The following is a 26,795-nucleotide window of genomic DNA, read 5'->3' as shown; positions in this document are numbered from 1 at the left end:
TTAGAGTGTATAACAATTTAAATCAAACGATTATGAAAAGTATTTTTGAAAAAGATTTATCGGGAGAGATGGTTTCACCCAACGAGCCGGGCTACAATGCATTAATTGAGGACATTTTCGCTACCATCAAGGTTGCCACAGAAATGAATACGGGTTACCGCACCCCCGAAGAGGTACACGGATATATGGGCAAGATTCTCGGTAAACCGCTTGAAGAAAGTACAACGGTGCTGCCACCACTCTACATCGACTACGGTAAGCCTATCACCATCGGAAAAGGGTGCTTCATCCAGCAATGCTGCACTTTCTTCGGTTGCGGCGGCATAACGATTGGCGATGAGGTATTTATCGGACCGAAAGTCAATCTGATTACAATCAACCACGACCCCGATCCGGAGAATCGCAGCGCTACCTATGGCCGTCCGATTACCATTGAGGATAAGGTATGGATAGGAATCAATTCGACCGTCCTCCCCGGAGTACGTATTGGCTACGGCGCAATTATCGGAGCGGGCAGTGTAGTGACCAAAGACGTTCCTCCTATGACTGTGGTAGCCGGGAATCCAGCCAGATTTATCAAAAAAATCAATAAACCACACCAAAAAGATTAAAGCAAATTCATGAAAAAGATAGTGATTGCCATCGATTCCTTCAAAGGATGTCTCACCTCGGCAGAAGCCGGAGAAGCTGCCGCCCAAGGGGTACATGCCGCATGTCCCGAATGCCGGACCATCGTGCTCCCCGTGGCCGACGGTGGAGAAGGCATGCTCGACGTCCTGCTTGCAGCCAGTAACGGAAAACGTATCACCGTCCGTGCCCACGACCCGTTGATGCAACCGTGCGATGCCAGTTACGGCATCTCCGGAGACGGCAATACCGCATTCATAGAGATGGCCGCCATCAGCGGACTGCCTCTGGTTCCTGCCGACAAAAGGAATCCGATGAAAACCACCACCTTCGGAACGGGCGAACTGATACGCGATGCCCTGGAACGGGGATGCCTCCGTTTCATCATCGGACTTGGAGGGAGCGCCACGAACGATGCCGGTCTGGGAATGCTGCAAGCATTGGAATTCCGTTTCTTCGATAAAGAAGGACACGAAGTGGGAAGCATGAAAAAAGGCATCGCCCTATGCGGTGCCCTTCTATCGGCAATCAGCTCCATTGACAGCTCTTCCGCCCATCCCGCACTGAAAAAGGCATGTTTCACGGCGGCGTGTGATGTACGCAATCCTTTCTTCGGTCCCAATGGAGCAGCCCACATATTCGCTCCCCAAAAAGGAGCAGACGCAGATATGGTAAAGGAACTGGATGTTGCTATGCAGCATCTTTCGGACGTCATATTCCACACTACCGGCAAAGACGTATCCTTGCATCCCGGTGCCGGTGCGGCAGGCGGCATGGGCGGCAGTCTCCACGCATTTTTGGATGCACAGTTGAAACCCGGCATAGAGCTTTTTTTGGAAACTCTGGACTTTGCAGAAAAGATTAAGGATGCCGACCTCCTCATCACTGGAGAAGGGAAATCGGACCGGCAGACTCTTATGGGGAAAGTGCCTTCGGGCATCTTGCAGGAAGCAAGAAGGCAACGTATTCCTGTCATCCTGCTGGCAGGAGCGATAGAGGATGCCGGGATACTGAATGCAGCCGGATTCCGGGGCGTATTCTCCATTACCCCCTCTCCCGTCTCTTTGGAGCAGGCCATGCAGCCTGAATTTGCTCAAGAAAATATCCGAAGGACAGTGGAGCAAATTTGCCGGATTTTCTTTTAACTCTCTCTAACTCCTTTAACATACCGATAGCACCAGATACCGACTACATCGGCAATCAGCCAGCCGATGGGGATGGACCACCAGATGCCTGTCACCCCAATCTCAGGTATCGAAGCAAACCAATAAGAAAGAACTACACGGGTGCCCAGCGACAGCACGGTCAGCACAACAGACATGCCCGGCATACGGATGGCCCGGTAGTATCCGTACAGCAAAAACAAGATGCCGATGCCACAGTAGAAAGCACCTTCAATGCGTAGGTACGCCACTCCCACCGCAATAATCTCCGTTTCGTCCGGACGGACAAAGATAAGTATCAACGGTTTGGCAAAGATGAAAACCAATACGGACACAAGGAGCGAAAAAACAACAGCCGTGACAAATGCACTGCGAACACCCCGGTGGATACGGTCGTAACGTCCGGCCCCGAAGTTCTGTGCAATAAAGGTGGAAAAGGCGTTCCCAAATTCCTGCACGGGCATATAGGCGAAAGAGTCAATCTTCACAGCTGCCGCAAAAGCTGCCATTACCGCTGTTCCAAAGCTGTTGACAAGTCCCTGTACCATCAGGATTCCCAGATTCATCACCGACTGTTGGACGCAAGTCAGTGTAGAGAAAGAAGCTATTTCCTTCAAGCAAGTACGGTCAAAACACATATCTTCATGATGCCATCGCAGTTCCGGACGCCTTCTGTAAGTATAAATGATGATGCCCAGAGCAGCTACTCCTTGAGCGAGGACAGTGGCCGCAGCCGCACCCTGAATCCCCCAATCCAGTTGTAGGATAAAAAACAAGTCGAGCGCTATATTCAGAACGACAGAAACTGCCAGAAACCAAAGCGGAGTGACAGAATCCCCTACTGCACGCAGCAGAGATGCGTAGAAGTTATAGATAAAGGTGAAAACTATACCGCAGAAGATTATCCACAAGTAGCTGTGCATCATGCCGTATATGTCTTGCGGAACCTGCAACAGCCGGAGAATAGGATCGAGCCAGATAAAAACGGCTACATTCAGTATCAGTGTCACGATACCTATCAGTACAAACGAACTGAATATGCTACGACGCAGTGCTACATAGTTTCCGGCGCCATAATGCAGGGAGAATACGGTACCACTGCCCATCGCCAGTCCCAGCAAAACGGATATCAGGAAAACCATCAGTGTGTATGCCGAACCGACCGCCGCCAACGCCCCTGCACCAATGCATTGGCCTACAATGAGCGTATCTGCAATGTTGTAGCATTGCTGCAAAAAAGACCCTACCATCATGGGTAGGGTAAAACGTAATAAAGTACCGGTTATGCCTCCTTGGGTGAGGTCTCCTTTCCGTAGCATCCTGCTTTTGTTTTTAAGAGTTTCATTTCCGGGTACAAAGATACAAAACCCTCCAACAAATCATCTGGACTCGACGAAGAAAGAGGCATGTAATAAAAAAAGCAGAGGGTTAACCTCTGCTCTCCATACTGTTTTTGTCAGGATTCAGAATCTTTACGACCTGACGAACATCTCTCTTGTCTGCATTACCGTAAAGGCCAATCTGTTGTCCGGGTACTGTTCCCTTTTCATGTTCTGCCTGGGACAATGCTACTTTCGGGTCAATATGCCCTGCTTTCTTATCTATATTCATACCTATTGAGTTTTTCTAAATTCTTATATGAGAACAAGATAAAAAAGCAAATTGTTCAGCAGTGTCACGAGATATTTAGTAATTCCACTTCAAATATCAGTGTGGAATACGCCGGAATGGGTCCACTGGTACGTGTACCGTATCCCATGGTGTAAGGGATATATACAATCCAACGACTTCCGGGATGCATTCGTAGCAAGGCAATCTGCCAGCCCTCAATCACTTCATTCAGACGAAAAGCCTCCGGACAATTCCGTTTCCACGAATTATCGAACTCACGCCCATTAATAAGCGTGCCTTTATAATGCACAGATACTACACTGTTGAGACGTGGTGTCGGACCGTCTCTGCCTTCCTCCAATACCCGATAAAGTATGCCGCAAGGCAATTCCTTGATTCCTTCTGCCGTACGCAACTGCTCCAGAAACTGTTCGTTCTGCAATTTATATTCTTCTTTTCTACTCATATTGACTTTTTCAATACTTTACAATAATTTGTGCACTGCTTTCTTGCAGTTCCGCATATCCTTTTCCGTCAGCTCAGGATGCTTCTTAGTACCTCCCCTCTCAATGGTTTTCACAATCTTGAAACCACTCCATTTCAGAATCTCCCTGAAAGCTTTCACCACACCGTGCGTCTGATTATAGAGAATATTGAAAGGATAAGGGGTAGTACAAGTGCTAACCACAATCGCTTTCTTGCCCTTATGAAGCGGAAGGGGCATTCCCCAGGAGTTCTCCCCCATCATACCGTAAACCATACGGTCGAAAAGCACTTTCACTTCTCCCGGCATGTTTCCCCAATAGCAAGGGGCACCGATTATCACTGCATCGGCTTCTTTCATAGACTGCAACACTCTCTGTGCCCCATCCTCGGGCAGACAACACTTCAATGAACTGCGACACTTCATGCAACCGATGCAGGGATGTACCTGCAACTGTGGAACGTCTATATAAACTGTTCCAACTCCGCAGCCTTCAAGTTCCTGCTTCATCAGCTCCAACATTTTCGACATGTTGCCATGACGACGAGGACTACCGTTAAGAATCAATACCTTCATTGCATACTCTTAATTTTTCAGCAAAGGTCGGCATTTTCTACATAATAACCTTACTTCTTGTTCAGTTTTAGTTCTGTAATAAAAGCCACTATCAGTCCGATTCCACCAACACCCAGCACACAAGCCCCATAAATAAGGGAAACAGTCTCCCTATACATCCAGTCTCTGTCCGCAGTAAAGTAATTGGGAATCGTCGCATAGCAGATAAGATAACCCAGCAATAACCCAAGTCCCATACCAGCCAACAGACATCCTATTTTCAGGGCAGAGAACGAAAAGCTACTTCCACGTAATTTAGGCGTATCCATCTGAGGGAGTAGTCCCCGCTCGTCCATCTTCTCAATCAGCATGATTCTTTCCTTCTTACAAACAAACAGCTCAAACAATTTGTAAACTCCTAAAGTAATGATTGTCATCACCGCAGGCACCATAATAAAATCCATCATATTCGTTTCAATTTAAATTAGTAATTTCGTTTCTTTGTACCCTTTAGACGCGGCAGTTTACATGAGGTTACACTTTTCCGGAAAAATATTTTTTCTTCCGAAAATCTGTAACCAACCAAACAAACTTGCGTCTAACAGACAAAATGAAAGACGACGAGAGACATATCATCCAGCGCATCTTGAGGGGAGAGACTGCTCTTTACGAGCATTTTCTCAACACATACGGCCAGCAGGTATTCATCCTGGTGGCCCGTATCGTCTCCAACCAGGAAGATGCCGAAGAACTGACCCAAGATGTCTTCCTGAAAGCCTTCCAGCATCTCTCGTCTTTCAAGGGCACCAGTTCTTTTTCGACGTGGATTTATTCGATTGCATATAATACGGCCATCTCGAATGCACGGAAAAAGAAATTTGATACCTTTGTCATGGATGATACACTGCTTGCCAACATATCCGATACACAAGTAGATGAAGCCTTAAATGATGAAGGGGAAGAGCAAATTGCCAAATTGAACAGAGCCATGGAGCAACTCGATTCCGAGGAACAGGCACTGATAAGCCTGTTCTATTATGAAGAAAAAACATTGAATGAGGTCGCTCTCATCCTGGGACTGACGGAAAGCAACGCAAAAGTGAAGCTACACCGTATACGTAAAAAGATTTATGTGTTGATGAAACAAGAAAAAGTATGAACGAAGAACTAAAAGATAGAGGATTGAAAAAGGCGGTAAGAGAACAGACTACTTTCCGCCTGCCGTCCAATTTTACCTACCGCACCATGCAGAAGGTAGAAGAAGCCATACGTCTGCGCGAGAAGAAATCAGAAAGAAGAATTCTGCTTGCAACTATTGCCGCTGCTATCTTCTTGATAGGTGTCAGTGGGACAGGATTGGTTCTGTACTTCGGAGACAGCATCCGGGAAGCCTTTACGCCCACCACCCTCCCACAGTCAGAAAGTATCCAGATTCCTTGCTTTTATCTCCTACTGATTCTGACCATTCCGCTTTTCATCCTGTTTGACCGGTGGATGAGAAAACTGTATTTCAAACATCACACTCCTAAGCTTCCAGAGTTCTGAACGAAAAACGGGGATGTCTTTTAGTGGAAGACATCCCCGTTTCAGTTTATATCAATTCATTTAGTCCAGTTTATGAATCACCAGTCCCGAACGCAACTTCGGCTCAAACCAAGTTGTCTTGGGAGGCATGATGTTGCCCGTATCGGCGATGTCCATCAGCTGCTTCATGGAAACGGGATAGAGGGCCAATGCCACTTTCATCTCACCACTGTCCACCCGCTTCTTCAACTCTCCCAGACCACGGATACCGCCTACAAAGTCGATACGCTTGTCGGAACGAAGGTCTTTGATGCCGAGCACTTCATCCAGTATCAGATTGGAGGAGATGGTTACATCCAGTACTCCAATGGGGTCGTTATCATTATAAGTACCCGGTTTGGCAGTAAGGCTGTACCACTTTCCGTTCAAATAGAGGGAGAAGTTATGCAGTTCGGACGGCTTATAGATGTCCTCACCTTTCTCCTCCACGATGAAATTCTTGCCCACAGCAGCCAGAAACTCTTCGGGAGTCATGCCGTTCAAGTCCTTCACCACCCGGTTATAGTCAATAATAGTCAACTGGTTGGCAGGGAAGCACACAGCCATGAAGTAGTTATACTCTTCGTCACCACGGTGATTGGGATTTTGCTTGGCTTTCTCCGCACCCACCAAAGCGGCAGCGGCGCTGCGATGATGCCCATCGGCAATGTAGAGGGCGGGCATCTTGGCAAACTCCTGGGTTATGGCATCAATGTCCTCCTGCTTGTCTATAATCCAGAAGGTATGACCGAAACCGTCACCCGGAGCGATAAAGTCGTATACCGGTTTCCCGGCTGTATAACGGGAAATGATGGCATCCAGCGCAGTATTATCGGGATAGGCAAAGAACACGGGCTCAATGTTGGCATTGTTCACGCGGACATGCTTCATACGGTCCTCCTCTTTATCACGACGAGTCAACTCGTGCTTCTTGATAACACCGTTCATATAATCGGGAACATAGGCACCGACAACAAGACCGTACTGTGTCTTGCCGTTCATGGTCTGGGCATAGACGTAATAGTTTTCTTTATCATCCTGCACCAGCCAGCCTTTCTCTTGGAACATACGAAAGTTCTCTGCAGCTTTCCGATAAACACGTTCGTCATGCTCATCCGTACCGACGGGAAAATCTATTTCCGGCTTGATGATATGATATAGGGACTTCTCATTACCTTCCGCTTCTGCACGTGCTTCTGCAGAATTCAATACGTCGTAAGGACGGGACGCTACTTGTTCCACCAAATCCTGAGGGGGACGAATCCCTTTAAAGGGTTTAATTATAGCCATAAGAGAGTGTTTTATATGGATTATTAAGGTTTCTTTTTCACGAAATATCTTACCAGATAAATTGCACTACCTAATATCAGTACAATAGATACGCCCTCGCAAAAACCGAGGGCGAAATCTGACAATTCATTTCTGAATATACTACTTAATGAAAATATACCAGCACCTATTGCTAAATAAAGAACTGAACATTTATAGGTAGTCTTACTATTCATCTCATTTCCTGTTTACGCGGAACTTCTCGCAACCGTCTTTCAGGAAGCCTACAATCTGCTTGGCAGCGGCAATACCTGCGTTGATATTGGCTTCGGCAGTCTGGGCACCCATCTTTTTCGGTGTAGAGAAATAACGTCCGGCAAACTTGGCTGCAAATGTTTCATTGGCAGCAGGCATAATGTCGGTCATGTATTTCAAGTCGGTACGCTCTTCCATCAGCTGGATAAGCTCGGCTTCATTGATGACTTCCTTACGGGCTGTGTTCACCAGCAGTGCGCCTTTCGGCATCTTGTTCACCAATGCATAATTGATGGAATTCTTCGTTTCGGCAGTTGCAGGAATATGCAGGGAAACGACATCGCAAGTAGAGTAAAGCTCTTCGGCAGAACCCACAGCCTTCACTCCATCCTTCTCGATTACTTCTTTCGGGCAGAAAGCGTCGAACGCATAAATCTCCATACCGAAGCCTTTGGCAATACGGGCTACGTTGCGACCCACGTTACCATAAGCGTGGATACCCAGTTTCTTGCCCATCAGTTCCGTACCGGAAGTACCGTTATACATATTACGGACAGCCATCACCATCAAGCCGAAAGCCAACTCGGCCACAGCATTGGAGTTCTGTCCCGGAGTATTCATTACACATACATTGTGGGCAGTAGCTGCTTCCAGGTCCACATTGTCATAACCGGCACCGGCACGCACCACAATCTTCAGTTCCTTGGCGGCATCCAGCACTTCAGCATCAATGATGTCACTGCGGATAATGATAGCGTTGGCATCTTTCACAGCCTCCAGCAGCTTGGCTTTTTCGCCATATTTCTCCAGCAGCACGAGTTCGTAACCTGCTGCTTCTATTTCTCTACGGATACCGTCTACTGCCACTTTGGCAAACGGTTTGTCTGTTGCAACTAATACTTTCATAATTTCATGATATTAAAAAGACTCACCACAGATGACACAGATTATCACAGAGTTTAATCATAAAAACAATCTGTGCAAATCTACGTAATCTGTGGTGAAAAACAATATTATTAATGAAGTTTCTCAAATTCCTGCATGCAGTCAATCAAAGCCTGCACGCTTTCCTTTGGCATGGCATTATAGCAGGATGCACGGAATCCACCTACAGAACGGTGTCCCTTGATACCTACCATACCTCTTTCGGTAGCGAACTTCAAGAAGTCAGCTTCCAATTCCTTGTATTCGGGAGCCATCACAAAGCAGATGTTCATGCGTGAACGGTCTTCTTTGGCAGCCGTACCCACAAACATTTTGTTACGGTCAATTTCAGCATACAGCATATCGGCCTTTTCGATGGCACGGCGTTCCATTTCCTTCACGCCACCCTCTGCCTTAATCCAGCGCAATGTCTGCAGGGCTGCATAGATGGGGACAACGGGAGGAGTATTGAACATAGAGCCGCTATCCACATGCGTCTGATAGTTCAGCATGGTCGGGATATAGCGGGATACCTTACCCAGCGCGTCATTCTTCACGATGACGAATGTAACACCGGAAGGAGCCAGATTCTTCTGCGCACCACCATAGATACAGATATATTTGGATACGTCGATGGGACGGGAGAAAATATCAGAAGACATATCGGCCACCATCGGAACGTTTACGTCCAAATCCTCTTTCAGTTCCGTACCGTAGATTGTATTGTTGGTAGTGATGTGGAAATAGTCTGCATCAGCAGGCACTGTATAGTCCTTCGGAATATAAGTATAAGTAGATTCAGCGGAAGAAGCGACTTCAACTACTTCACCGAATGCCTTAGCTTCTTTCATGGCTTTCTTGGCCCATACACCCGTATTCAGGTAAGCAGCTTTCTTTTCAAGGAAGTTGAAGGGTACCATGCAGAATTCCAAACTGGCACCACCGCCCAAGAACAGTACCGAATATCCTTCGGGGATATTGAGCAATTCTTTGAATAATGCCACAGCTTCGTCCACAACGGGTTGGAAGTCTTTGGCACGGTGGCTGATTTCCATCAGTGAGAGGCCTGAGCCATTGAAATCAAGAATAGCTTGTGCCGTATTCTCAATCACCTCACGAGGAAGGATAGAAGGTCCTGCATTGAAATTATGCTTTTTCATTTGAAGTTTGTTTTGGTTATACAATTTCGTTCATTAATGTCTTTCGACTTTGCGAAATTACGGAAATATTTCTTCAAAACAAACCTTTCCTGATGAAATTCTATTTTTAAGCCGCATTTAGCTTACTTTTTAATGGTTTATACAAGATATATGCACCATTTTGTTATCTTTACTTATCAAGGATAATACTTTTAGAGAAACTAAAAGCAAGGCGGTTTCATTACTTCATATTCAAAAGAATAAGCGCAAATAAAATGAATATTTATAAGATAAATCACTTTGCTTCCTCGATAACAGTTTTCATTCCCTTGATTTTTTCACCGCGTACCAGCGTCAACAATTGTTTCATTTTACTGCGGCGCACGGCTACAAAGGCATAGTGTTCCTTTACGTCCACCTGCCCGACATCTTCACGCGCCATTCCTCCTTTTTTATACAAGAAGCCGACAATATCTATCTTGTTCAACTTATCCTTTTTCCCTTTACCTATATATAAGGTAGCCCATCGGGGCTTGGCCGGTTTGGGAAGCGTCTCCGGAAACTCGTACGTTTCGATGTCTTCAGAAATGTACTCGGGTACCCGCTCCTCGGCATGCAGGACAAGATATGCATTTCCCGATGCCTCCCAACGGGCGGTACGTCCATTACGGTGTGTATAGGCTTCCTCGTTTACGGGAGGATGGTAATGCACCACATTCTCAATACCCGGAATATCCAGTCCGCGGGCGGCAAGGTCTGTAGATATCAGCACGGCGCAACTGCCATTACGGAACTTGTAAAGCGCACGTTCGCGGTCGGGTTGCTCCATACCGCCATGAAACATGTCGCAAGGGAACTTCCTGGCTTTCAGGTACCCGGCAACACGCTCCACGCTTTCACGATAATTGCAGAATACCAGAGTGGAATGATAGCCGAGAGTACAAAGCAGGTTATAGAGGGTCTCCAGCTTGTCCTTCTCCGGAGAAACGACCTTATGCAGCCGCAGACGCGGAGCAAGGGCTTCCGGAGCAAGAAAATCAAGCTTCATGAGCCGGGAGACGGAAGACGGGGAATCACCTCCTACTCCGGCAAATTGCGGTATTTCCTCTGCATCGGTGGCCGAGAGAAGCACACGCTTTTTCAGTGAGGGAAGCTGCCCGATAACCTCTGCCATCTCGTCATGGAAACCGAACTCAAGACACTTGTCGAATTCATCTATCACCAGAGTGACGACAGTGGCGGCATTGAAATTCTCTTTCCTCAAATGGTCGCTCATACGTCCCGGAGTACCGATAATGACGGCGGGATGAATGCCTTTCATTGTCCGGTGTTCTTCCATAGCAGGGCGTCCGCCATAGCAGCTCATAGCCTTGAAAGGAGTTCCCATGGACTTGAACACAGTTTCTATCTGCAAAGCCAATTCGCGTGAAGGTACTAGTACAAGAGCCTGCACACTTTGTATATCCGCTTTCAAGGTCTGTACCAGCGGAAGGAGGAAAGCCAGTGTCTTACCCGAACCGGTAGGCGAAAGAAGCACTAAATCTTGGGCTGATTGATAGGCTTCCTTAGCAGCCTCCTGCATCGGAGTAAGTTCTTGTATCTTCAAATTATGAAGTATATCCGAAAGTTCCATGAATATCTCTTTTTTTAATCAATATGCAAAGATACGGATAAGAAGTCAGTTTCCATCAAAACGAAAACAGCTTTTAAGAAAGCTACCTAAATCATGACATGCCCGTCATACTAAAAGGGGAGACTCTCCTTATAGTTTCTGAAGCTTTTACCAAGCCCAATCGTCAGCACTATAAGTAGCTTCTACAGTCTTCTCTATCTCATTAGGCAGGTTACAGAAGAAGTCGATACCGGTTTCGTACTCCAAATTTTTAATAGAAACGGCATAAACCATAAATTCATCTTTTCCAGGTTTTTCTGGCAATAATTCAGAATGAGGGACTAAAAAAGCGATAGTATGATAAACCCCTGCCTTCTCGCTCAACAGAGCCATGTAATAATAGCTGGGGCAAATGAGTCCGCCAAGTGTCAGCCCGTCGGCATTGGTGGTGGGATAAAGCCCGTCATTGGCTTTCTTCACACCTGTGAAATTGGTAAGCAAACGGTCAGTAGTACCACCTTTCACGACATAAAGTTTGTCGTATGTGCCATTGATGGTGGAACGTCCCCAAGTCTGCACCTGCTTCTCAAGAGCCGCCCAATACTTTTGATTGAAACTCCCTATCTGTGGCGAGATATTACTGTAGTAGAAGGTCTGCTTATTGGCACTTTTACTGTACACACGGTCTTCGCTGGCACAAAGATGCCCCTTGTCGTACCCATCGCTCTTATGCATGGATTCAGTCACCTCCACGCTGTTGTCAATATTGGGGTCGTCTTGATTCCACTCGTTGGCACGCTTCACGTTGTCTTGCGCAGTAATCGGGTCGAAACTGAATGCCACCCAAGCCGAATGCTTCTTGGAAGCGATGTATTCCAAAGAGAAATTGAGTACCTGCCCGGCACCTTCCTCATCAGACACGCCTGCATAGTATTCAATATATTGATTGGTTGCATTGAGAGCTGGGATTTCAAGATTGTCTGCTTTATTGTTATCAGCAATATTGGCATTTTTCACATCTATATCCTCAGAAGCCACATACTCTATGCCCACTTCATTACCGTGAATATAGGCCACGCGGAGCTTGCCCATCTGATAATGATTGTAGCGGTTGAAACGCACCCAATAGCACGTAGAGGGTTTCACCTCAACGCTTTCGCTGAAAGCATCGGCAGACGGAACAACAGTAAGCCCTTCCAGCGACTCACTATTAACAGGAGCAAATGCGTAATTACGCCCGGTAAAAGCTTTGGACTGGATATAGAAAGGGGTGCCGATAGCCTTGGGCTTATACACGTTGAAACCATTGTCGCTCGACTCATAGCCCTTCATCACGTAAGTATCCGAACCCTGCTCGGTAGGTATTATCTCGGGAATGAGCGAAGCCTCTGAAGAATCATCACATCCAGCCAGCCAAATTCCGACCAGCAAAAGAAATAAGTAAGACAGTTTTTTCATCTATGTTTCTAAATTTGATTTTACGATACTAAGAATGCAAATGTGGTAATGGACAGTAAAGTCCATTACCACATTGTCTATTGCACAACCTCAGGAATTATTCCTTCACCACAAAGTTACTCATGTAGAATGTAGGAGCAAATCCAGGATCAGTATTACTTGCATAACGGAATGCCACATATACTTTCTTGCCCACATAGTCAGCCATGGAAGTACGCATTTCGATCTCTTTAGAGCTTGTAGGCCACTCGAACGACAACGGATCACTCCAAGCCGCTCCCTGCAATGCTGCAATCTTCTCTTCCTCAGTAGCAGTAGAAGCCGCAGGGATATAATTTTCGGACACATGTACAGACACTGCGTTCTCAATTTTGCCTCCATACAAATAGTCTGCCGAAGCAGTGAATACCATCTGTGGGGCAATAGCTTCGGTAAGATCTACCTCACCGGTTACAAGCCATGCCTCCGTATCGCGGTTACGCTGATAATAACCGCTTGCCTTGATACGGGTATAACCTGCACCTGCACTCCATACATAATTCATGCCATCAAGCTTCACATTCACAATCTGGGCATCGTTATGAAGTTCACCAGCAAAGTCATTGCTATAATACTCTTTTGCTTCCATCCATTTGCCGTCAGTCTTCAGGAATGCCATTTCAGCAGTTTCCGTTTCGGTATTCTTCTTCACCCATGCAGTGCCATCGAAGCCATATTCATCGGCCATCACATCATACTCCTTATTTCCGAAATAAACTACTGCCTTGACATCCCCGCTCTGTGCGTAAGGGAATGCATTCTTCAGATAAACGGGCAATACGGCATCAGCATCGCTCAAATAGTCCGAACCGGTAGAAACATAATCGGCAGGTTGCATCACACGGATACCGATACTTGCGCTTTCTTCGTAGGCAGTCCAAGCCGAACCGTCATACTGGTAGAGAGCAGAAGCATTTGGCTTCACGTCTGATGCACGGGTAACGGCACGAGCAGGCATTTCAGCTTCTGATTCAGGAATCTCCTTATAAATATCCACACCCTCATAATACCCTGATACGGTACTTGTAAGTGACATATTCTTAAACTCTACAGTAGGCGCACACTCTGTAGTACTCTTATAACGGAAAGCAATGGCTATCTTCTTGCCCTCGTAAGCACTCAGGTCAATATCACCGGAATTTACATAATTCCAATTCTTGCCTTCCGGCCATTGAGGTACATTCAGAGCCTTCCATTCAGCAGTAGCCACATCATCCACATAATCTTCCGAAGCCAGCAATTCAATAAAATCAGCACGATTGTTACCATTCAAGAAATTAATGGCAATATCTACCTTAAGAAGAGGAGCCTTCGCTTTTGCTAAATCTATAATAGGAGAAACCACCCATGCTTCCGATTCAAAATCGCTATCTCCTACATGAGCACTACCCTTCCAACCATATTTACCATCCACCTTCCATACATTAGTTAACGTGCCGGTAAGTTTCACATTTTGAGTAGTGAAACCGCCCTCGTTTCCATTGAACGACTCATTCATATAAATGCCCAACGTAGCATTCGGATAAGAACCGTATGAATAAGAGTTTCCTTTTTCATAGAAATTCAGCTTGATGATTTTGTCCTTTTCCACATTTTTTACATCAAATGCCTTACGGTCATAGTTGTAAGCAAAGCTCCAATCCCCACCCTCGGGTATGGAAGTACCGATGTTGAAACTGTTAAACGTACCACTCTGATAAATGAACTTGCCATCCGGACGTTGCATAGTGAAACCTTTTTCCGTAGGAGTAAGTGTCATGATATGATTGGACACATCGCTGGTGATGAAACCATCCGCAATCTCTACCGGTTCACCCTCCATATAACCATACGTCTTATCCGGGTCTTTGAACTGACCGAAAGGAATCCAAGTATTGTCCTTCGTCGGAGCCACAATGACATAATTACCTCCTTCGGCATCAATAGAAGTTACTTTCTGGTATACCATTTTCACTGCACCGCCGCCTGTACTGGGCTCGGTCTCCGACCAAGCGTAATTCACTTGGCACACATCTCCCGTCTTCGGGTTCTTGATACCTTCCTTCAACAAAGCAGGAAGCTTCTTCAACGTAGAAGGGGTGAGATATTTCACTACCATGCTTTCCCCCCATACTGTAGCGTAATTATCAGAAGTAAGATCGAAAGTCTGAGCTTCGTTTATCTTCGAGAGATATTCAGGTTGCTCCTTGCCGATATTGTACTGCACCAGCACCTTGGAACCATCTGACAGATATGCGTAGAGCGAATCGACAAATGCAGGCAGATAATCTTCAGGAGCTACCATATCAGTAAACATCTTGGTTTTACCCAGCTGGTTCAATGCCGTAAGATAAGTCTGCCCCTCGGGATCCTTGGCGAGAGCTATCCCTTGGTTCTTCGGCATAGAAGCTATTTTGCCATAATGGGCATCAGCCAATACGAGGGTATCGGTACTGACATCCGTGATGGTTTCTTTTTCATCAAATCCGGGGAAATTATCCTCGTTATAATCGCAGGCCCCAAGTGCAAACAGCGAAGCCAGTGCGGTTCCTAATAATATATGTTTTTTCATAAATATGTTCGCTTAGAAATTCAACTTCAATCTTACAGTATAAGTACGTCCCCAACCATAGATAACACGTGTGGCCGTCTCCCAGTCATGGTTACTTCCATCGCGTGCATCGGCTATGTACTCTTGGTTGAACAAGTTGTTCACATTGCCGCTCAGTGTAGCACGAATCTTACCGAAGTCAAAGGTATATCCTGCACTTACATCAAATGTGCTCCATGAAGGAATCTCCCAAGGTTTTTCCACCACGTAAGCCTCTTTTTGAGTGGCTTGGCTCGCATCAATGTCATAATCGGCATAATTGCGTGCAAAGAAGTTCCAGTCTGCATTAAGACGCAAGCCTTTCATTGGGCGGAATGTCACTCCCAAAGCAGCTGTAGTCTGAGCAGAACCGCCCACCTGTACATTATCCATTTCAATGGTATACTTGTACTGATCTACATTACTCATATCTGTCACCACTTCACCACGGCTATTCGCCATAATCTGGCCTTCAGTATTCATCATGAAGCCTTTCGCTGTCCCATTCCAGCGCCAGTCTCCCCAAGAGAACATACCGTTAACTTCCATCCAGCGGAAAGGCTTGGCAATAAAGTCAAGCTCTATACCCATGTGGTTAGCCTGCGCACCGGTCATGTTCATTGTCCAACGCTGGGAAGCCCCGTTTACGTCTTCATAGGATCCGGTATCATATAAAGCCTTGTCTTTCCACATAGTATAATAGGCGTTTACATTGGCTGAAAAATACTGGCTACGATATCCATAACCTAATTCGAAAGAGTAAACTTTCTCATTCTTAGCATCGGGATTACGCTCATGTGAACTCTGAGAATTGATGAAGGTATTATCAAAAATAGGAGCACGGCTGATAAATCCGGTATTGAAGAATACGTTATTGTAATCATCAAGGTTGTAATTCAAACCAGCTTTCACATTGCCTCCCAAATAATGCTTCTTCGAAGACAGCTGTTTGTCACCACTATAATAAAAACGGTCTTTACGCCAATAACTGGTATTTGTAAGACCACCTGAAACAAATGCACTCACTTTATCTTTATTATACTCCAATTGGGCAAAACCACCTTCGTACATCACAAAACCGTCGTAGTCACGACGAATCACATCTCCTACTCCCAACTTCTGGTTTACCCAGGAGGTGACTCCACCATTCACACTATTCTCAGCCAATACACTCTTACGGTTATAAGAGTCTACATAATACTGCCCTCCAAAAAGATCGGTAATGACATTCTTGTGCAAACCTTTATAATAGCGGAAGTCAATACCACCATAGAAATCAAAGTAATCACCAAACTTAGTGGTATAAGTAGAAATCAATCCTGTCCAGAAATGGTCGTTCGAGGCTTTGTTCATAATCATCAGCGAACCTTTATAACCGGGCATTCCACTCACATTCACCGGATTAGTATAGTTATCTGCATTAAGCTTATCCACAGCATCATAATCAAAAGTACCATCAGGACAACGGAACTGAGTGTTCACCGTACCATCACTGGCCGTACCGTACCAAGAGCTGGTGTACCCCGTTACCCCCGTACCACTATAGCCCGCACCAGTACCGATAGACATATAAGCTGCTGTACTGAGGCTTGACTTATGGTTGATTTGCCACAAATGATTAAGAGACATCTGGGGCTTATGGTATTCGTTACGTGAAGAGTTCATCACTTGTCCATTGCGATAACCGAAAGTAGAGTTGTAACGATAGGGACTTTCCTCACCCATCCATTGTTTTACACGCTGATACTCCTTGATATTCAAACCATTTGCCATATTACGCTGATTATGCCACTGAGGTGCTCCAAAAGCTGTAAATGAAAGTTGATGGTTGTCATTGATACGTTTTGCAATACTCATGAACCAAGTGTAGGCCTCGGATTCCGTACCTTGAATATAACCGTCGCGTTTATCTCTGGCACCCAATAAAGTAAAGGCCCAACCATCTTTTGTCAGACCGGAAGAGACACTGAACATCACTTTACTGTAGCCGTCATTACCCATGCCGTAAGAGATGAAGCCGCCTTTCTTGGCATCAGTAGTCTTGGTTATAATGTTTTGTGAGCCACCTACTGAAGGAGTTGACACCTTGCTGGCACCAAGTCCACGTTGTACCTGAATACTGCTGGCCACATCAATCAAACCACCCCAGTTACTCATGTATACTTTCTGGTTTTCCATTCCGTTCATGGGTACACCGTTAATCATCATAGCCACATATTCTGACTTAAAACCACGAATCTTTATGTTGGAATCACCAAAGCCACCTCCCTCATTAGAAGCATAAACACCCGGAGTAGATTTCAAGATTTGCGGTAACTCCTGAGAACCTATCTTATCTTCAATAAATACGGGGTCGACAGTAGATACTGCAACCGGAGTCTTGCGTGCCACAGCAATAGACGATGTAATCACTACGTCCTTCAGCATCACAGCATCCGGTTCCATTGGGATAGCACCCAAATCCACAGAAGCGCCCTTCTGCGTAATCTTCTTCTTCTGGTCTTTATACCCCACATACTTGAATAGCAATGTCGCATTCGAAGCAACGCTTTGCTTGAAATAGCCATCAATGTCGGTCACCGATCCTTGTGTAGTACCTTCCACCATGACGGCGGCACCCACTAACGGTTCACCTGTTTCTGAATCAACAAGCTGACCTCTCACTGTAGTCTGAGCAAATGCAGCGGCACTGAATACCGACAACACTGCAACCAACAGGAATTGAATTAGATGTTTTCTCATAATTCTGTTTTTTGTTAATAGATAGTGTTAATTAAACATTAATTTATGTTTTAAGTCGCAAATATAACTAATAAAAACGAGATTAATGTTATATTTATGTTACATTTTTTGAAGGTAGAAAGGCTTTTTTGAGATATTTTTAAACAAAAAAAGCCCTGCATTCTACAGCAGGGCTTTCGTATTGTCAACAAGTAAAAGAATATACTTTCAAATTCGCACTGAAATCAGTCATTCATGAGCTTTCTATAACGTACACGGGTGGGTTCTTCTTTCCCAAGACGTTTCTGTTTATTTTCCTCATATTCGGAATAAGAGCCCTCAAAGAAGAACACATTGGAGTCTCCTTCGAAAGCGAGGATATGCGTACAGATACGGTCGAGGAACCAACGGTCGTGACTGATGACCACGGCACATCCGGCAAAGTCCTCCAAACCTTCTTCGAGAGCACGGAGCGTATTCACGTCGATGTCGTTGGTGGGCTCGTCCAGCAACAGTACATTACCTTCTTCCTTTAGGCAGAGCGCCAGGTGCAGACGGTTGCGCTCACCACCGGAAAGCACCCCGCAGAGCTTTTCTTGGTCGGCGCCGGAGAAGTTGAAACGGGACAGATAGGCGCGTGCATTGATGTCGCGTCCACCCATGCGAATTAGGTCGTTTCCACCGGAGATGACTTGATATACGCTCTTGTTGGGGTCGATATCCTTGTGCTGCTGGTCCACGTAGGCCACCTTTACGGTCTCCCCTACCTCAAACTTGCCTTTATCTGCCTTTTCCAGCCCCATGATAAGGCGGAAAAGCGTGGTCTTACCGGCACCGTTAGGGCCGATGATACCCACGATTCCGTTGGGCGGAAGCATGAAGTTGAGGTCATCGAACAGCAGTTTGTCGCCAAACGCTTTTGCCACATGCTTGGCTTCAATCACTTTATTACCCAGACGGGGACCGTTCGGGATAAAGATTTCCAGCTTCTCTTCCTTCTCCTTCACGTCCTCGTTCAGCAATTTGTCGTAGGAGTTCAAACGTGCTTTACCCTTTGCCTGGCGGGCCTTGGGAGCCATACGCACCCACTCCAACTCACGTTCCAGCGTCTTGCGGCGCTTGCTGGCAGTCTTTTCCTCCTGCTCCATACGCTTGGTCTTCTGTTCCAGCCAGCTGGAGTAGTTACCCTTCCAGGGAATGCCTTCACCACGGTCCAGCTCAAGAATCCAGCCGGCAACGTGGTCGAGGAAGTAACGGTCGTGCGTTACGGCAATCACCGTACCCTCGTACTGCTGCAAGTGTTGTTCCAGCCAGTCAATGGATTCGGCATCGAGGTGGTTGGTGGGCTCGTCAAGGAGAAGCACGTCAGGCTTCTGCAACAATAGGCGGCAGAGAGCCACACGACGGCGTTCACCACCGGAAAGATGTTCTACGGACTGGTCTTCGGGCGGACAACGGAGGGCGTCCATGGCGCGCTCCAGCTTGCTGTCGAGGTTCCAGGCATCGGTCGCGTCAATGATGTCCTGCAACTCGGCCTGGCGGGAGAAGAGCTTGTCCATCTTGTCCTGGTCCTCATAATATTCGGGCAAGCCAAACTTCTGATTGATTTCCTCGTATTCTGCCAGCGCGTCCACAATAGGCTGCACGCCTTCCATTACAATTTCCTTTACGGTCTTGGTGGGGTCGAGGTACGGTTCCTGGGCCAGATACCCCACAGAATATCCCGGCGAGAACACCACTTCGCCCTGATAGGACTTATCCAATCCGGCGATAATCTTCAGCAGGGTCGATTTACCCGAACCGTTCAGACCGATGATACCGATTTTTGCCCCGTAGAAGAACGAGAGGTAAATGTTCTTCAGTACCTGCTTGTTGTTCTGCTGAATGGTTTTATTCAGCCCAACCATAGAAAAGATAATCTTTTTATCGTCTACTGTTGCCATGTATTTAATGATTAATGTTCAGTGATAATGATTAATATCAAGGATTGATGGGGACAAAGATAAGAAAAAAGATGATATTATTTTGCAATTTTCAAAAAAGTATCTATCTTTGCATCCGCTTAACAGCAATGAAGGATTGAATCGCTAGCTCAGCAGGTAGAGCACAACACTTTTAATGTTGGGGTCTTGGGTTCGAGCCCCAAGCGGTTCACATAGAAACAAAGCCAGAAGGCGACAAAAAGAAAAAAGTCCTACAATATCAATGTATTGTGGGACTTTTTTTATGTTTCCATCTTACCTGAAAGTCCCAAAAGGGTACGAAAAGAAAAGTTGGACATCCAAACAGTGGTACAATTGGTACAGTGGGTACAGCGCCTCTTCTGCTTCACACACATGCGCTTATGTACATTACTTCATAACGCGTACATTATTTATATACATGCGTGTGTGAGATAGAAGAGACGCTGTACCCACTGTACCAACTGTACCCATAAACCTCACCTTTACGCCGCTCAAGTTCACCTTTACACGGCCCAACCTCACCTTTGCTTATGTCACTTCACCTCTTCCAGATAAAGCACACGGCTCGAATAGTCGTTCTGCTTGTGATAGTCCACCTTATGGTTGTAGGGAATCTCCAGCCCGTTTGCCATGAGGTAGGCACCACTGAAACTCTTTCCTTCGTAGTTCAAGGGAACATTATCTATACGGTTCAGCTCATGTACCCGGTATTGCTTGTCAGCACAGAGACCGGCCATCTTCACACGCGGCAGGTGCTGGTTACAGAAATGTTCCGTCTTCCACCAATAGAAAACTGCCTTGTCCTTCTCCGGAGCCACGTACATCAGAGAAGCCACACCTTGCTTGTCATAAGGAGAGAGCAGGCGGTAAATGTCTCCCAACTGTACTACGGGACGGATGGTCTTGTACTCGGCAATGGCATTCTTGCAAAGAGCCTTTTCTTCTTCCGTCATATTTTTGGGCTGGATTTCCATACCCAAACGACCACTCATGGCAACGTCTATCCGATATTTCAGAGGAATGGTGCGGAACGTCTGATGATTGGGGGCAGCACTGATATGCGATGCCATAGCGATGGCGGGGAAGAAATAGGAAGTTCCCCACTGCATATAGACACGCTGAAGGGCATCAGTATTGTCACTCACCCAGAATTCATCAAAGTAAGGCAGCACTCCGTAGTTGGCACGACCGCCGCCACTGGCACATGCCTGGATGGTAAGGTCGGGATATTTGGCACGGATGCGCTGGCAGATTTTCTCGAAGCCGCGGTGGAATTCGATGTACATGTGGCTCTGATTATCCTTCGTCAGATATTGCGAACCGTGGTTCTGGACAGACATATTGGCGTCCCACTTGATGTAATCTATTTCAGGATAAGAGGTCATCAGGTTGTCTACCACACCGAAAACGAAGTCCTGCACGGCAGGATTGGCAAGGTCAAGCACTACCTGCGTGCCGCCGCGTCCCAACACAACGTCACGTTCGGAAGCTTTAAGTACCCAGTCGGGATGCTTCTCGTAGAGTTCGCTGGTAGTGTTCGCCATCTCCGGCTCAATCCAGATGCCAAACTTGACGCCATGTTTCTTGGCATCACTCAGCAAGCCTCCAATGCCGTTCGGAAGCTTGTTCTTGTCCACCACCCAGTCGCCGAGTGATGAGCTGTCGTTCTTACGGGGATACTTGTCGCCAAACCAGCCATCGTCCATCACGAACAACTCGCCACCCATGGAGGCAATGTCCGCCATCATTTGATCCATACCTTGCTGGTTGATGTCAAAGTACACGCCTTCCCAACTATTCAAAAGAATCTTGCGGGGGGTAGTGCCGTGCGCCAGTTTGTGCAGGCGTGCCCAGCGATGGAAGTTACGGCTGCCGCCACTCAAGCCTTCATTACTATAAGTCAGGGCAAGTTCGGGAGTGCGGAAAAGTTCGTCCTTCTTCAAGGAATAAGTAGAGTTCTCTTCGTTGATTCCGGCAAAGAAATGGTGGTATTCATCATCGTGTGTCTCAATGCGGAGTTTGTAGTTGCCGCTGTAACAGAGGGCTGCACCAATCACGTTGCCCGTGTTCTCCTGCGGACGACCGTCGAGGGAGAACATCACTTCGGCATGGTCAGTATGGGAATTGCGCACACCGTCCTTATTCTTGATAACCTTCATGCCCGGAGTGAGAGGTTCCTGCGTCAAAACCCCTTCATTGGCCCAGGAACCGGAGAGATGGGACAGCCATACATCGCCGCGGCGGATGGGCAGATAGCCGGAGGCAAACTGATTGAGCACCACCGGCTTCTTCTCCTGATGGGAGATTTCAGTCCAGGATTCTATCACGTCGGCATCCTGCCAGGCACGGTAACAGACGTTGACGAAGAAGGGATACACCTTATCCTTCAGTGCCACGACAGTCGTCACGGCATTCCCTTCCTTTTCGGTAGTCACGTTCAATACTTCGAGCTGGAGGGTCATGTTACCGTCGGCATGCTTCACAGCGAGGGCCGTCTCCACGGGAGCATTCAATCCATATTCGGGATAGGCTGCATGGTTCGCTTCTGCCGCAGAGATATTCTGCAAGTCGGCTTCAGAAAGTCTGTTACCATAATACAAGTGTCTCAGTGTACCGCCTTCAGGAACCGAAAGCACCAAAGAGGTTTTCGGAGTGGATACACATACGTTTTGAGCCAACAAACTGCCGGTCAGCAGCAGTGCTCCAAAGAGAAAATTTGTTCGTTTCTTGAAATTCATGCTTTTCTTGTTTAGATTCTATATTCATTTAGCTGTGAGCAAATGTAGGCGTTTCCCCGAAGATAAAATAGTATCATTTTATCATATCCTTATACAAATTCTATTTCCGGCTGACAATTGTCCCCGTGGCTTGGTTGGCAGGCATCACCAGCACTTCCGCAATCTGGATATGCTCGGGGACGGCAGCGGCGAAATAGACCACTTCGGCTATATCGTCGCCGGTCAGCGGGCGTATACCTTTATATACATTATCGGCCGCCTCCCGGTTACCACGGAAACGGACGACGGAGAAATTGGTTTCCACCAACCCCGGCTTGATATTCGTTACGCGTATCGGGGTATCCACCAGGTCGATGCGGAGTCCGTCGGAAAGGGCCTTGACGGCAGCCTTGCAGGCACAGTACACACTGCCTCCCGGATAAGCGTAATCTCCGGCAATGGACCCCATATTGATAACGTGACCACGGCCTCGCTCCACCATACCGGGAACCACGAGGCGGGTCATGGCAAGCAAGGCTTTCACGTTAGTGTCGATGACAATGTCCCATTCATCCAGGTTACCTTCATGTTCCTTGTCCACCCCAATGACGAGTCCGGCATTGTTCACCAGTATGTCTACCGCCTTCCATTCCTCCGGAAGGGATTCGAGGGCGGCACGGGCAGCCTGCCGGTCGCGGACATCGAAAGGAAGCAGATACACATCGGCTCCATATTTCTCCAACAATTCTTTCTTTACAGCATTCAGTTTCTCCACATTACGGCCATTGAGTATAAGCCGGTAACCGTTCATGGCAAATTTACGCGCGCAGCCTTCCCCTATTCCCGAGGAGGCTCCGGTGATGAGTACAATCTTCTTTTCCATCATGTTATTAAGTTTTAATATCAATACTGCCAACAAAGGTATTACTTATTATTTTAACTTCATAGGAATAATGAATTTTAGAGTAAGGCGAAAAATCCCGATAAATTATGTAACTTTGCACCCGCTTTTTGAAAGCCCGAGAAACTGTTTTGATTTTATTTCAGCTTTCTTCTGAGATTTGTTTAATTCGTTTGGATAAAGTAAAAGACGCTTATGCAAAAGTCCGATTGCATCATCGGTGTGGAGCACGTATCGAAATTTTTCGGAGATAAGGCCGTGCTGAATGATGTGAATTTGTCTGTCCGTAAGGGCGAGTTTGTAACAATACTGGGACCGTCCGGCTGCGGAAAGACAACACTGTTGCGCCTCATTGCAGGCTTTCAGACAGCCTCGGAAGGAGTGATAACCATTGCCGGAAAGGACATCACGCAGACACCGCCGCACAAGCGTCCGGTAAACACCGTGTTCCAGAAGTACGCCCTCTTCCCCCACCTCAACGTGTTCAACAACATTGCCTTCGGGCTGAAGCTGAAGAAGCTGCCCGGTGCCACCATCGAGAAGAAGGTGAAGCAAGCCCTGCGCATGGTGGGCATGACGGACTATGAGGACCGCGACGTGGATTCCCTCTCCGGCGGGCAGCAACAGCGCGTAGCCATTGCCCGAGCCATCGTCAACGAACCCGAAGTGCTGCTACTGGACGAACCCCTTGCCGCCCTGGACCTAAAAATGCGCAAGGACATGCAGATGGAGCTAAAGGAGATGCACCAGAAGCTGGGCATCACCTTCGTATATGTGACCCACGACCAGGAAGAGGCACTGACCTTGAGCGATACCATCGTCGTGATGAGCGAAGGACGCATCCAGCAAATAGGCGTGCCGACGGACATCTACAACGAACCCATCAACTCCTTCGTAGCAGACTTCATTGGTGAAAGCAACATCTTGAACGGAGTTATGATAAAGGATAAAGCCGTCACCTTCTGCGGACACGAATTTGAATGCGTGGACACGGGATTTGGCGAGCAGATGCAGGTAGACGTAGTGATTCGCCCCGAAGACATCTACATCTTCGACGTATCCGACGCCGCACAGCTGACGGGCACCGTAACCAGCTGCATCTTCAAGGGTGTGCACTACGAAATGCTGGTGCAGACGCGCGAAGGCTACGAGCTGATGGTGCAGGACTACCATGCCTTCGAGGCAGGACGCGAAGTCGGTCTGCTGGTGAAGCCCTTCGACATCCATGTGATGAAGAAGGAACGCACCTGCAACACCTTCGAAGGAAAGCTGGTGGACGAGACACATGTAGAGTTCCTAGGCTGCAACTTCGAGTGCCTGCCCGTGCAAGGCATCGAACCGGGCAGTAGCGTACAAGTGGAAGTGGACTTCCAGTACGTCATCCTCGAGGACAACGAAGAGGACGGCCGACTGACGGGTGAAGTGAAATTCATACTCTACAAAGGAAACCATTACCACCTGACCGTGTTTACGGACTGGGACGAAGATATCTTTGTCGACACCAACGACGTGTGGGACGACGGCGACCGTGTAGGTATCACCATCGCCCCTCAAAATATACGGATTGTTCAATCTCTTAATAAGGAAGGAAGTGCTCAATAAGTTATCCCATTTCTTTATGCGCCGGCGCAACTGGACGGTACCCTACGCGCTGTTTCTGCTTGTATTTGTCATAGTACCGCTACTGCTCATCGTGCTCTACGCCTTTACGGACGACGGAGGAGCGTTTACGCTGGCCAACTTCCGCAAGTTCATGATGCACCCCGAAGCGATGAACACGTTTGTCTACTCCATCGGAATAGCCGTTATCACCACGCTGGTCTGCCTGCTGCTGGGCTATCCGGCAGCGTATATCCTGAGCCAGAAGCAATTCAACACCTCACGCACCATGGTGGTGCTGTTCATCCTCCCCATGTGGGTGAATATCTTGATACGTACGCTTGCCACAGTGGCGCTGTTCGACTTCCTGAACCTGCCGCTAGGCGAAGGTGCCCTTGTGTTCGGTATGGTCTACAACTTCCTGCCGTTCATGATATACCCCATTTACAACACCCTTCAGAAGATGGACCACAATCTGATTGAGGCTGCGCAGGACTTGGGAGCCTCTCCTACCCGCGTATTCGGCAAGGTGATTCTGCCGCTCTCCATGCCGGGAGTGATGAGCGGCATAGTGATGGTGTTTATGCCTACGGTTTCTACCTTTGCCATTGCCGAGTTGCTGACAATGAACAACATCAAACTGTTCGGCACCACGGTGCAAGAGAATATTTACAACGGAATGTGGAACTACGGTGCCGCCCTCTCGCTCATCATGCTGCTGCTGATAGGCATCACCATCCTCTTTACCAACGAGGAGGACGGGGCATCGAATGAAAGCGGAGGTGTGATATGATGACACGAATCTTAACCCGCGGCTACTTGTGGCTGCTGCTGGCGTTGCTCTACTCGCCCATCTTAATTATTATGATATTCTCCTTCACGGAGGCAAAGGTGCTGGGCAACTGGACGGGATTCTCCACCAAGCTGTACAGCTCCTTGTTTACGGGCGGGATGCACCACTCGCTGATAAATGCCATCTGGAACACATTCGCCATTGCCCTGCTTGCCGCCACCGCCAGTACGGCGCTGGGCAGCATTGCAGCCATCGGCATCTTCAATCTGCGCTCGCGCACACGGCAGGTAATGAACTTCGCCAATGCCATCCCGATGATGAATGCAGACATTATCACCGGTGTGTCGCTGTTCCTGCTGTTCGTCAGCTTCGGCATATCGCAAGGATTCACCACAGTGGTACTGGCACACATCACTTTCTGCACGCCCTACGTGGTGCTCAGCGTAATGCCCCGGCTCAAAAAGATGAACCAGAATGTCTACGAGGCGGCACTCGACCTGGGCGCCACACCGTTCCAAGCACTGCGCAAGGTTATTCTTCCGGAGATATTTTCGGGTATGATAAGCGGATTCATCCTTGCTTTCACGCTCTCCATCGACGACTTTGCCGTGACCATCTTCACCATCGGCAACCAGGGGCTGGAAACGCTCTCCACCTACATCTACGCCGATGCGCGCAAAGGTGGACTGACGCCGGAACTGCGGCCACTCTCCACCATCATCTTCGTGACAGTGCTGGTGCTGCTGATTGTAATCAACAAGCGGGCCGAACGGACGAAAAACGATTGATGTGAGTGATGAGTTATAAGTTATCAATTGTCAAGAACAAGATG

At 47.4% G+C, this 26,795-nt stretch carries 22 protein-coding genes and 1 tRNA gene; 8 read left to right on the top strand and 15 right to left on the bottom strand.

From position 1 onward, the window contains the following. Positions 1 to 32 precede the first annotated feature (32 nt). Positions 33 to 611 (top strand): sugar O-acetyltransferase, encoded by a 579-nt coding sequence (locus DW096_RS00190; protein ID WP_118930841.1) that lies wholly within the window; start codon positions 33 to 35, stop codon positions 609 to 611. A gap of 9 nt (positions 612 to 620) precedes the next feature. Next, the gene (locus DW096_RS00185) at positions 621 to 1,772 is read left to right on the top strand and encodes a glycerate kinase (protein WP_118930842.1); all 1,152 of its coding nucleotides are present in this window, start codon (positions 621 to 623) and stop codon (positions 1,770 to 1,772) included. Here DW096_RS00185 and DW096_RS00180 read toward each other — a convergent pair. From DW096_RS00180 to DW096_RS00160, 5 genes are all read right to left on the bottom strand, one after another. Further along, positions 1,769 to 3,109, bottom strand: a complete 1,341-nt coding sequence (locus DW096_RS00180) for an MATE family efflux transporter (RefSeq protein ID WP_118930843.1) — start codon at positions 3,107 to 3,109, stop codon at positions 1,769 to 1,771. The two genes, DW096_RS00185 and DW096_RS00180, sit on opposite strands and share 4 nt — an antisense overlap. Before the next feature lie 109 nt (positions 3,110 to 3,218). Further along, entirely contained in the window at positions 3,219 to 3,401 is a 183-nt protein-coding gene (locus tag DW096_RS00175; RefSeq protein ID WP_005828120.1) for a hypothetical protein, read from the bottom strand. Between the two features lie 64 nt (positions 3,402 to 3,465). Further along, entirely contained in the window at positions 3,466 to 3,867 is a 402-nt protein-coding gene (locus tag DW096_RS00170) for an FKBP-type peptidyl-prolyl cis-trans isomerase (RefSeq protein WP_008663162.1), read from the bottom strand. A gap of 18 nt (positions 3,868 to 3,885) precedes the next feature. After that, positions 3,886 to 4,461 carry a flavodoxin family protein gene (locus DW096_RS00165; RefSeq protein ID WP_005828115.1) on the bottom strand — a complete coding sequence of 192 codons (576 nt, stop codon included), beginning with the start codon at positions 4,459 to 4,461 and terminating at the stop codon, positions 3,886 to 3,888. A gap of 50 nt (positions 4,462 to 4,511) precedes the next feature. Further along, the gene (locus tag DW096_RS00160) at positions 4,512 to 4,907 is read right to left on the bottom strand and encodes a DUF6249 domain-containing protein (protein WP_016273511.1); all 396 of its coding nucleotides are present in this window, start codon (positions 4,905 to 4,907) and stop codon (positions 4,512 to 4,514) included. Between the two features lie 143 nt (positions 4,908 to 5,050). Between DW096_RS00160 and DW096_RS00155 the strand changes: the two genes are divergently transcribed. Together DW096_RS00155 and DW096_RS00150 are read left to right on the top strand one after the other, a co-directional pair. Further along, positions 5,051 to 5,599: an RNA polymerase sigma factor gene (locus tag DW096_RS00155; RefSeq protein WP_057097949.1), complete on the top strand. Its 549-nt coding sequence runs from the start codon at positions 5,051 to 5,053 to the stop codon at positions 5,597 to 5,599. Then, entirely contained in the window at positions 5,596 to 5,985 is a 390-nt protein-coding gene (locus DW096_RS00150; RefSeq protein ID WP_016273509.1) for a hypothetical protein, read from the top strand. Before DW096_RS00155 ends, DW096_RS00150 begins: the two co-directional genes overlap by 4 nt. A 60-nt stretch (positions 5,986 to 6,045) precedes the next feature. Here DW096_RS00150 and DW096_RS00145 read toward each other — a convergent pair whose 3' ends face one another. The 8 genes from DW096_RS00145 to ettA form a co-directional block, all read right to left on the bottom strand. Next, complete coding sequence (locus DW096_RS00145; RefSeq protein WP_087332578.1) at positions 6,046 to 7,293, bottom strand: DUF1015 domain-containing protein; 1,248 nt, start codon at positions 7,291 to 7,293, stop codon at positions 6,046 to 6,048. A 216-nt stretch (positions 7,294 to 7,509) separates the two neighbouring features. Further along, positions 7,510 to 8,433, bottom strand: a complete 924-nt coding sequence (locus tag DW096_RS00135) for an NAD(P)-dependent oxidoreductase (protein ID WP_005836308.1) — start codon at positions 8,431 to 8,433, stop codon at positions 7,510 to 7,512. 110 nt (positions 8,434 to 8,543) lie between these two features. Continuing rightward, positions 8,544 to 9,611, bottom strand: a complete 1,068-nt coding sequence (gene serC, locus DW096_RS00130; RefSeq protein WP_005828105.1) for a 3-phosphoserine/phosphohydroxythreonine transaminase — start codon at positions 9,609 to 9,611, stop codon at positions 8,544 to 8,546. A gap of 274 nt (positions 9,612 to 9,885) precedes the next feature. After that, positions 9,886 to 11,223, bottom strand: coding sequence for a DEAD/DEAH box helicase (locus DW096_RS00125; protein WP_118930844.1), 1,338 nt, complete (start codon positions 11,221 to 11,223; stop codon positions 9,886 to 9,888). A gap of 147 nt (positions 11,224 to 11,370) precedes the next feature. Next, positions 11,371 to 12,660: a DNA/RNA non-specific endonuclease gene (locus DW096_RS00120; protein ID WP_005828102.1), complete on the bottom strand. Its 1,290-nt coding sequence runs from the start codon at positions 12,658 to 12,660 to the stop codon at positions 11,371 to 11,373. Between the two features lie 97 nt (positions 12,661 to 12,757). Then, positions 12,758 to 15,250: a choice-of-anchor J domain-containing protein gene (locus DW096_RS00115; protein WP_034528708.1), complete on the bottom strand. Its 2,493-nt coding sequence runs from the start codon at positions 15,248 to 15,250 to the stop codon at positions 12,758 to 12,760. 12 nt (positions 15,251 to 15,262) lie between these two features. Further along, a complete protein-coding gene (locus DW096_RS00110) occupies positions 15,263 to 18,010 on the bottom strand; it encodes a TonB-dependent receptor (protein WP_005828100.1) in 2,748 nt (915 codons plus the stop codon). Between the two features lie 224 nt (positions 18,011 to 18,234). Continuing rightward, on the bottom strand, positions 18,235 to 19,932 hold the full coding sequence (gene ettA, locus DW096_RS00105) for an energy-dependent translational throttle protein EttA (protein ID WP_118930845.1): 1,698 nt from the start codon (positions 19,930 to 19,932) through the stop codon (positions 18,235 to 18,237). A 138-nt stretch (positions 19,933 to 20,070) separates the two neighbouring features. On the opposite strand from ettA, the gene DW096_RS00100 reads away from it, so the two are divergent. Beyond that, positions 20,071 to 20,143, top strand: a tRNA-Lys gene (locus DW096_RS00100). Between the two features lie 343 nt (positions 20,144 to 20,486). On the opposite strand, the gene DW096_RS00095 is transcribed toward DW096_RS00100, so the two are convergent. Together DW096_RS00095 and DW096_RS00090 are read right to left on the bottom strand one after the other, a co-directional pair. After that, a complete protein-coding gene (locus tag DW096_RS00095) occupies positions 20,487 to 22,691 on the bottom strand; it encodes an alpha-galactosidase (RefSeq protein WP_118940766.1) in 2,205 nt (734 codons plus the stop codon). Positions 22,692 to 22,791: 100 nt separating this feature from the next. Further along, positions 22,792 to 23,553, bottom strand: coding sequence for an SDR family oxidoreductase (locus tag DW096_RS00090; protein WP_005836294.1), 762 nt, complete (start codon positions 23,551 to 23,553; stop codon positions 22,792 to 22,794). A gap of 213 nt (positions 23,554 to 23,766) precedes the next feature. On the opposite strand from DW096_RS00090, the gene potA reads away from it, so the two are divergent. The 3 genes from potA to DW096_RS00075 are packed head-to-tail and all read left to right on the top strand — an operon-like array spanning position 23,767 to position 26,751. Further along, positions 23,767 to 25,173 (top strand): polyamine ABC transporter ATP-binding protein, encoded by a 1,407-nt coding sequence (potA, locus tag DW096_RS00085; RefSeq protein WP_016273499.1) that lies wholly within the window; start codon positions 23,767 to 23,769, stop codon positions 25,171 to 25,173. A gap of 16 nt (positions 25,174 to 25,189) precedes the next feature. After that, complete coding sequence (locus DW096_RS00080) at positions 25,190 to 25,963, top strand: ABC transporter permease (RefSeq protein WP_005828083.1); 774 nt, start codon at positions 25,190 to 25,192, stop codon at positions 25,961 to 25,963. Beyond that, a complete protein-coding gene (locus DW096_RS00075; RefSeq protein ID WP_118930846.1) occupies positions 25,960 to 26,751 on the top strand; it encodes an ABC transporter permease in 792 nt (263 codons plus the stop codon). Before DW096_RS00080 ends, DW096_RS00075 begins: the two co-directional genes overlap by 4 nt. The last annotated feature ends 44 nt before the right edge of the window (positions 26,752 to 26,795 follow it).

The organism is Bacteroides sp. AM07-18 (assembly GCF_003602695.1).
Lineage (GTDB): Bacteria > Bacteroidota > Bacteroidia > Bacteroidales > Bacteroidaceae > Bacteroides > Bacteroides uniformis.
The sequence above is the reverse complement of the archived record's forward strand: the minus strand, read 5'-3'. Positions and strand labels throughout refer to the sequence as shown.

What these genes read in the sequence shown, in the direction of transcription:
- DW096_RS00190 (WP_118930841.1), top strand. Translation starts at nt 33, where the DNA reads ATGAAAAGTATTTTTGAAAAAGATTTATCGGGAGAGATGGTTTCACCC.
- DW096_RS00185 (WP_118930842.1), top strand. Translation starts at nt 621, where the DNA reads ATGAAAAAGATAGTGATTGCCATCGATTCCTTCAAAGGATGTCTCACC.
- DW096_RS00180 (WP_118930843.1), bottom strand. Translation starts at nt 3,109, where the DNA reads ATGCTACGGAAAGGAGACCTCACCCAAGGAGGCATAACCGGTACTTTA.
- DW096_RS00175 (WP_005828120.1), bottom strand. Translation starts at nt 3,401, where the DNA reads ATGAATATAGATAAGAAAGCAGGGCATATTGACCCGAAAGTAGCATTG.
- DW096_RS00170 (WP_008663162.1), bottom strand. Translation starts at nt 3,867, where the DNA reads ATGAGTAGAAAAGAAGAATATAAATTGCAGAACGAACAGTTTCTGGAG.
- DW096_RS00165 (WP_005828115.1), bottom strand. Translation starts at nt 4,461, where the DNA reads ATGAAGGTATTGATTCTTAACGGTAGTCCTCGTCGTCATGGCAACATG.
- DW096_RS00160 (WP_016273511.1), bottom strand. Translation starts at nt 4,907, where the DNA reads ATGATGGATTTTATTATGGTGCCTGCGGTGATGACAATCATTACTTTA.
- DW096_RS00155 (WP_057097949.1), top strand. Translation starts at nt 5,051, where the DNA reads ATGAAAGACGACGAGAGACATATCATCCAGCGCATCTTGAGGGGAGAG.
- DW096_RS00150 (WP_016273509.1), top strand. Translation starts at nt 5,596, where the DNA reads ATGAACGAAGAACTAAAAGATAGAGGATTGAAAAAGGCGGTAAGAGAA.
- DW096_RS00145 (WP_087332578.1), bottom strand. Translation starts at nt 7,293, where the DNA reads ATGGCTATAATTAAACCCTTTAAAGGGATTCGTCCCCCTCAGGATTTG.
- DW096_RS00135 (WP_005836308.1), bottom strand. Translation starts at nt 8,433, where the DNA reads ATGAAAGTATTAGTTGCAACAGACAAACCGTTTGCCAAAGTGGCAGTA.
- serC (WP_005828105.1), bottom strand. Translation starts at nt 9,611, where the DNA reads ATGAAAAAGCATAATTTCAATGCAGGACCTTCTATCCTTCCTCGTGAG.
- DW096_RS00125 (WP_118930844.1), bottom strand. Translation starts at nt 11,223, where the DNA reads ATGGAACTTTCGGATATACTTCATAATTTGAAGATACAAGAACTTACT.
- DW096_RS00120 (WP_005828102.1), bottom strand. Translation starts at nt 12,660, where the DNA reads ATGAAAAAACTGTCTTACTTATTTCTTTTGCTGGTCGGAATTTGGCTG.
- DW096_RS00115 (WP_034528708.1), bottom strand. Translation starts at nt 15,250, where the DNA reads ATGAAAAAACATATATTATTAGGAACCGCACTGGCTTCGCTGTTTGCA.
- DW096_RS00110 (WP_005828100.1), bottom strand. Translation starts at nt 18,010, where the DNA reads ATGAGAAAACATCTAATTCAATTCCTGTTGGTTGCAGTGTTGTCGGTA.
- ettA (WP_118930845.1), bottom strand. Translation starts at nt 19,932, where the DNA reads ATGGCAACAGTAGACGATAAAAAGATTATCTTTTCTATGGTTGGGCTG.
- DW096_RS00095 (WP_118940766.1), bottom strand. Translation starts at nt 22,691, where the DNA reads ATGAATTTCAAGAAACGAACAAATTTTCTCTTTGGAGCACTGCTGCTG.
- DW096_RS00090 (WP_005836294.1), bottom strand. Translation starts at nt 23,553, where the DNA reads ATGGAAAAGAAGATTGTACTCATCACCGGAGCCTCCTCGGGAATAGGG.
- potA (WP_016273499.1), top strand. Translation starts at nt 23,767, where the DNA reads ATGCAAAAGTCCGATTGCATCATCGGTGTGGAGCACGTATCGAAATTT.
- DW096_RS00080 (WP_005828083.1), top strand. Translation starts at nt 25,190, where the DNA reads ATGCGCCGGCGCAACTGGACGGTACCCTACGCGCTGTTTCTGCTTGTA.
- DW096_RS00075 (WP_118930846.1), top strand. Translation starts at nt 25,960, where the DNA reads ATGATGACACGAATCTTAACCCGCGGCTACTTGTGGCTGCTGCTGGCG.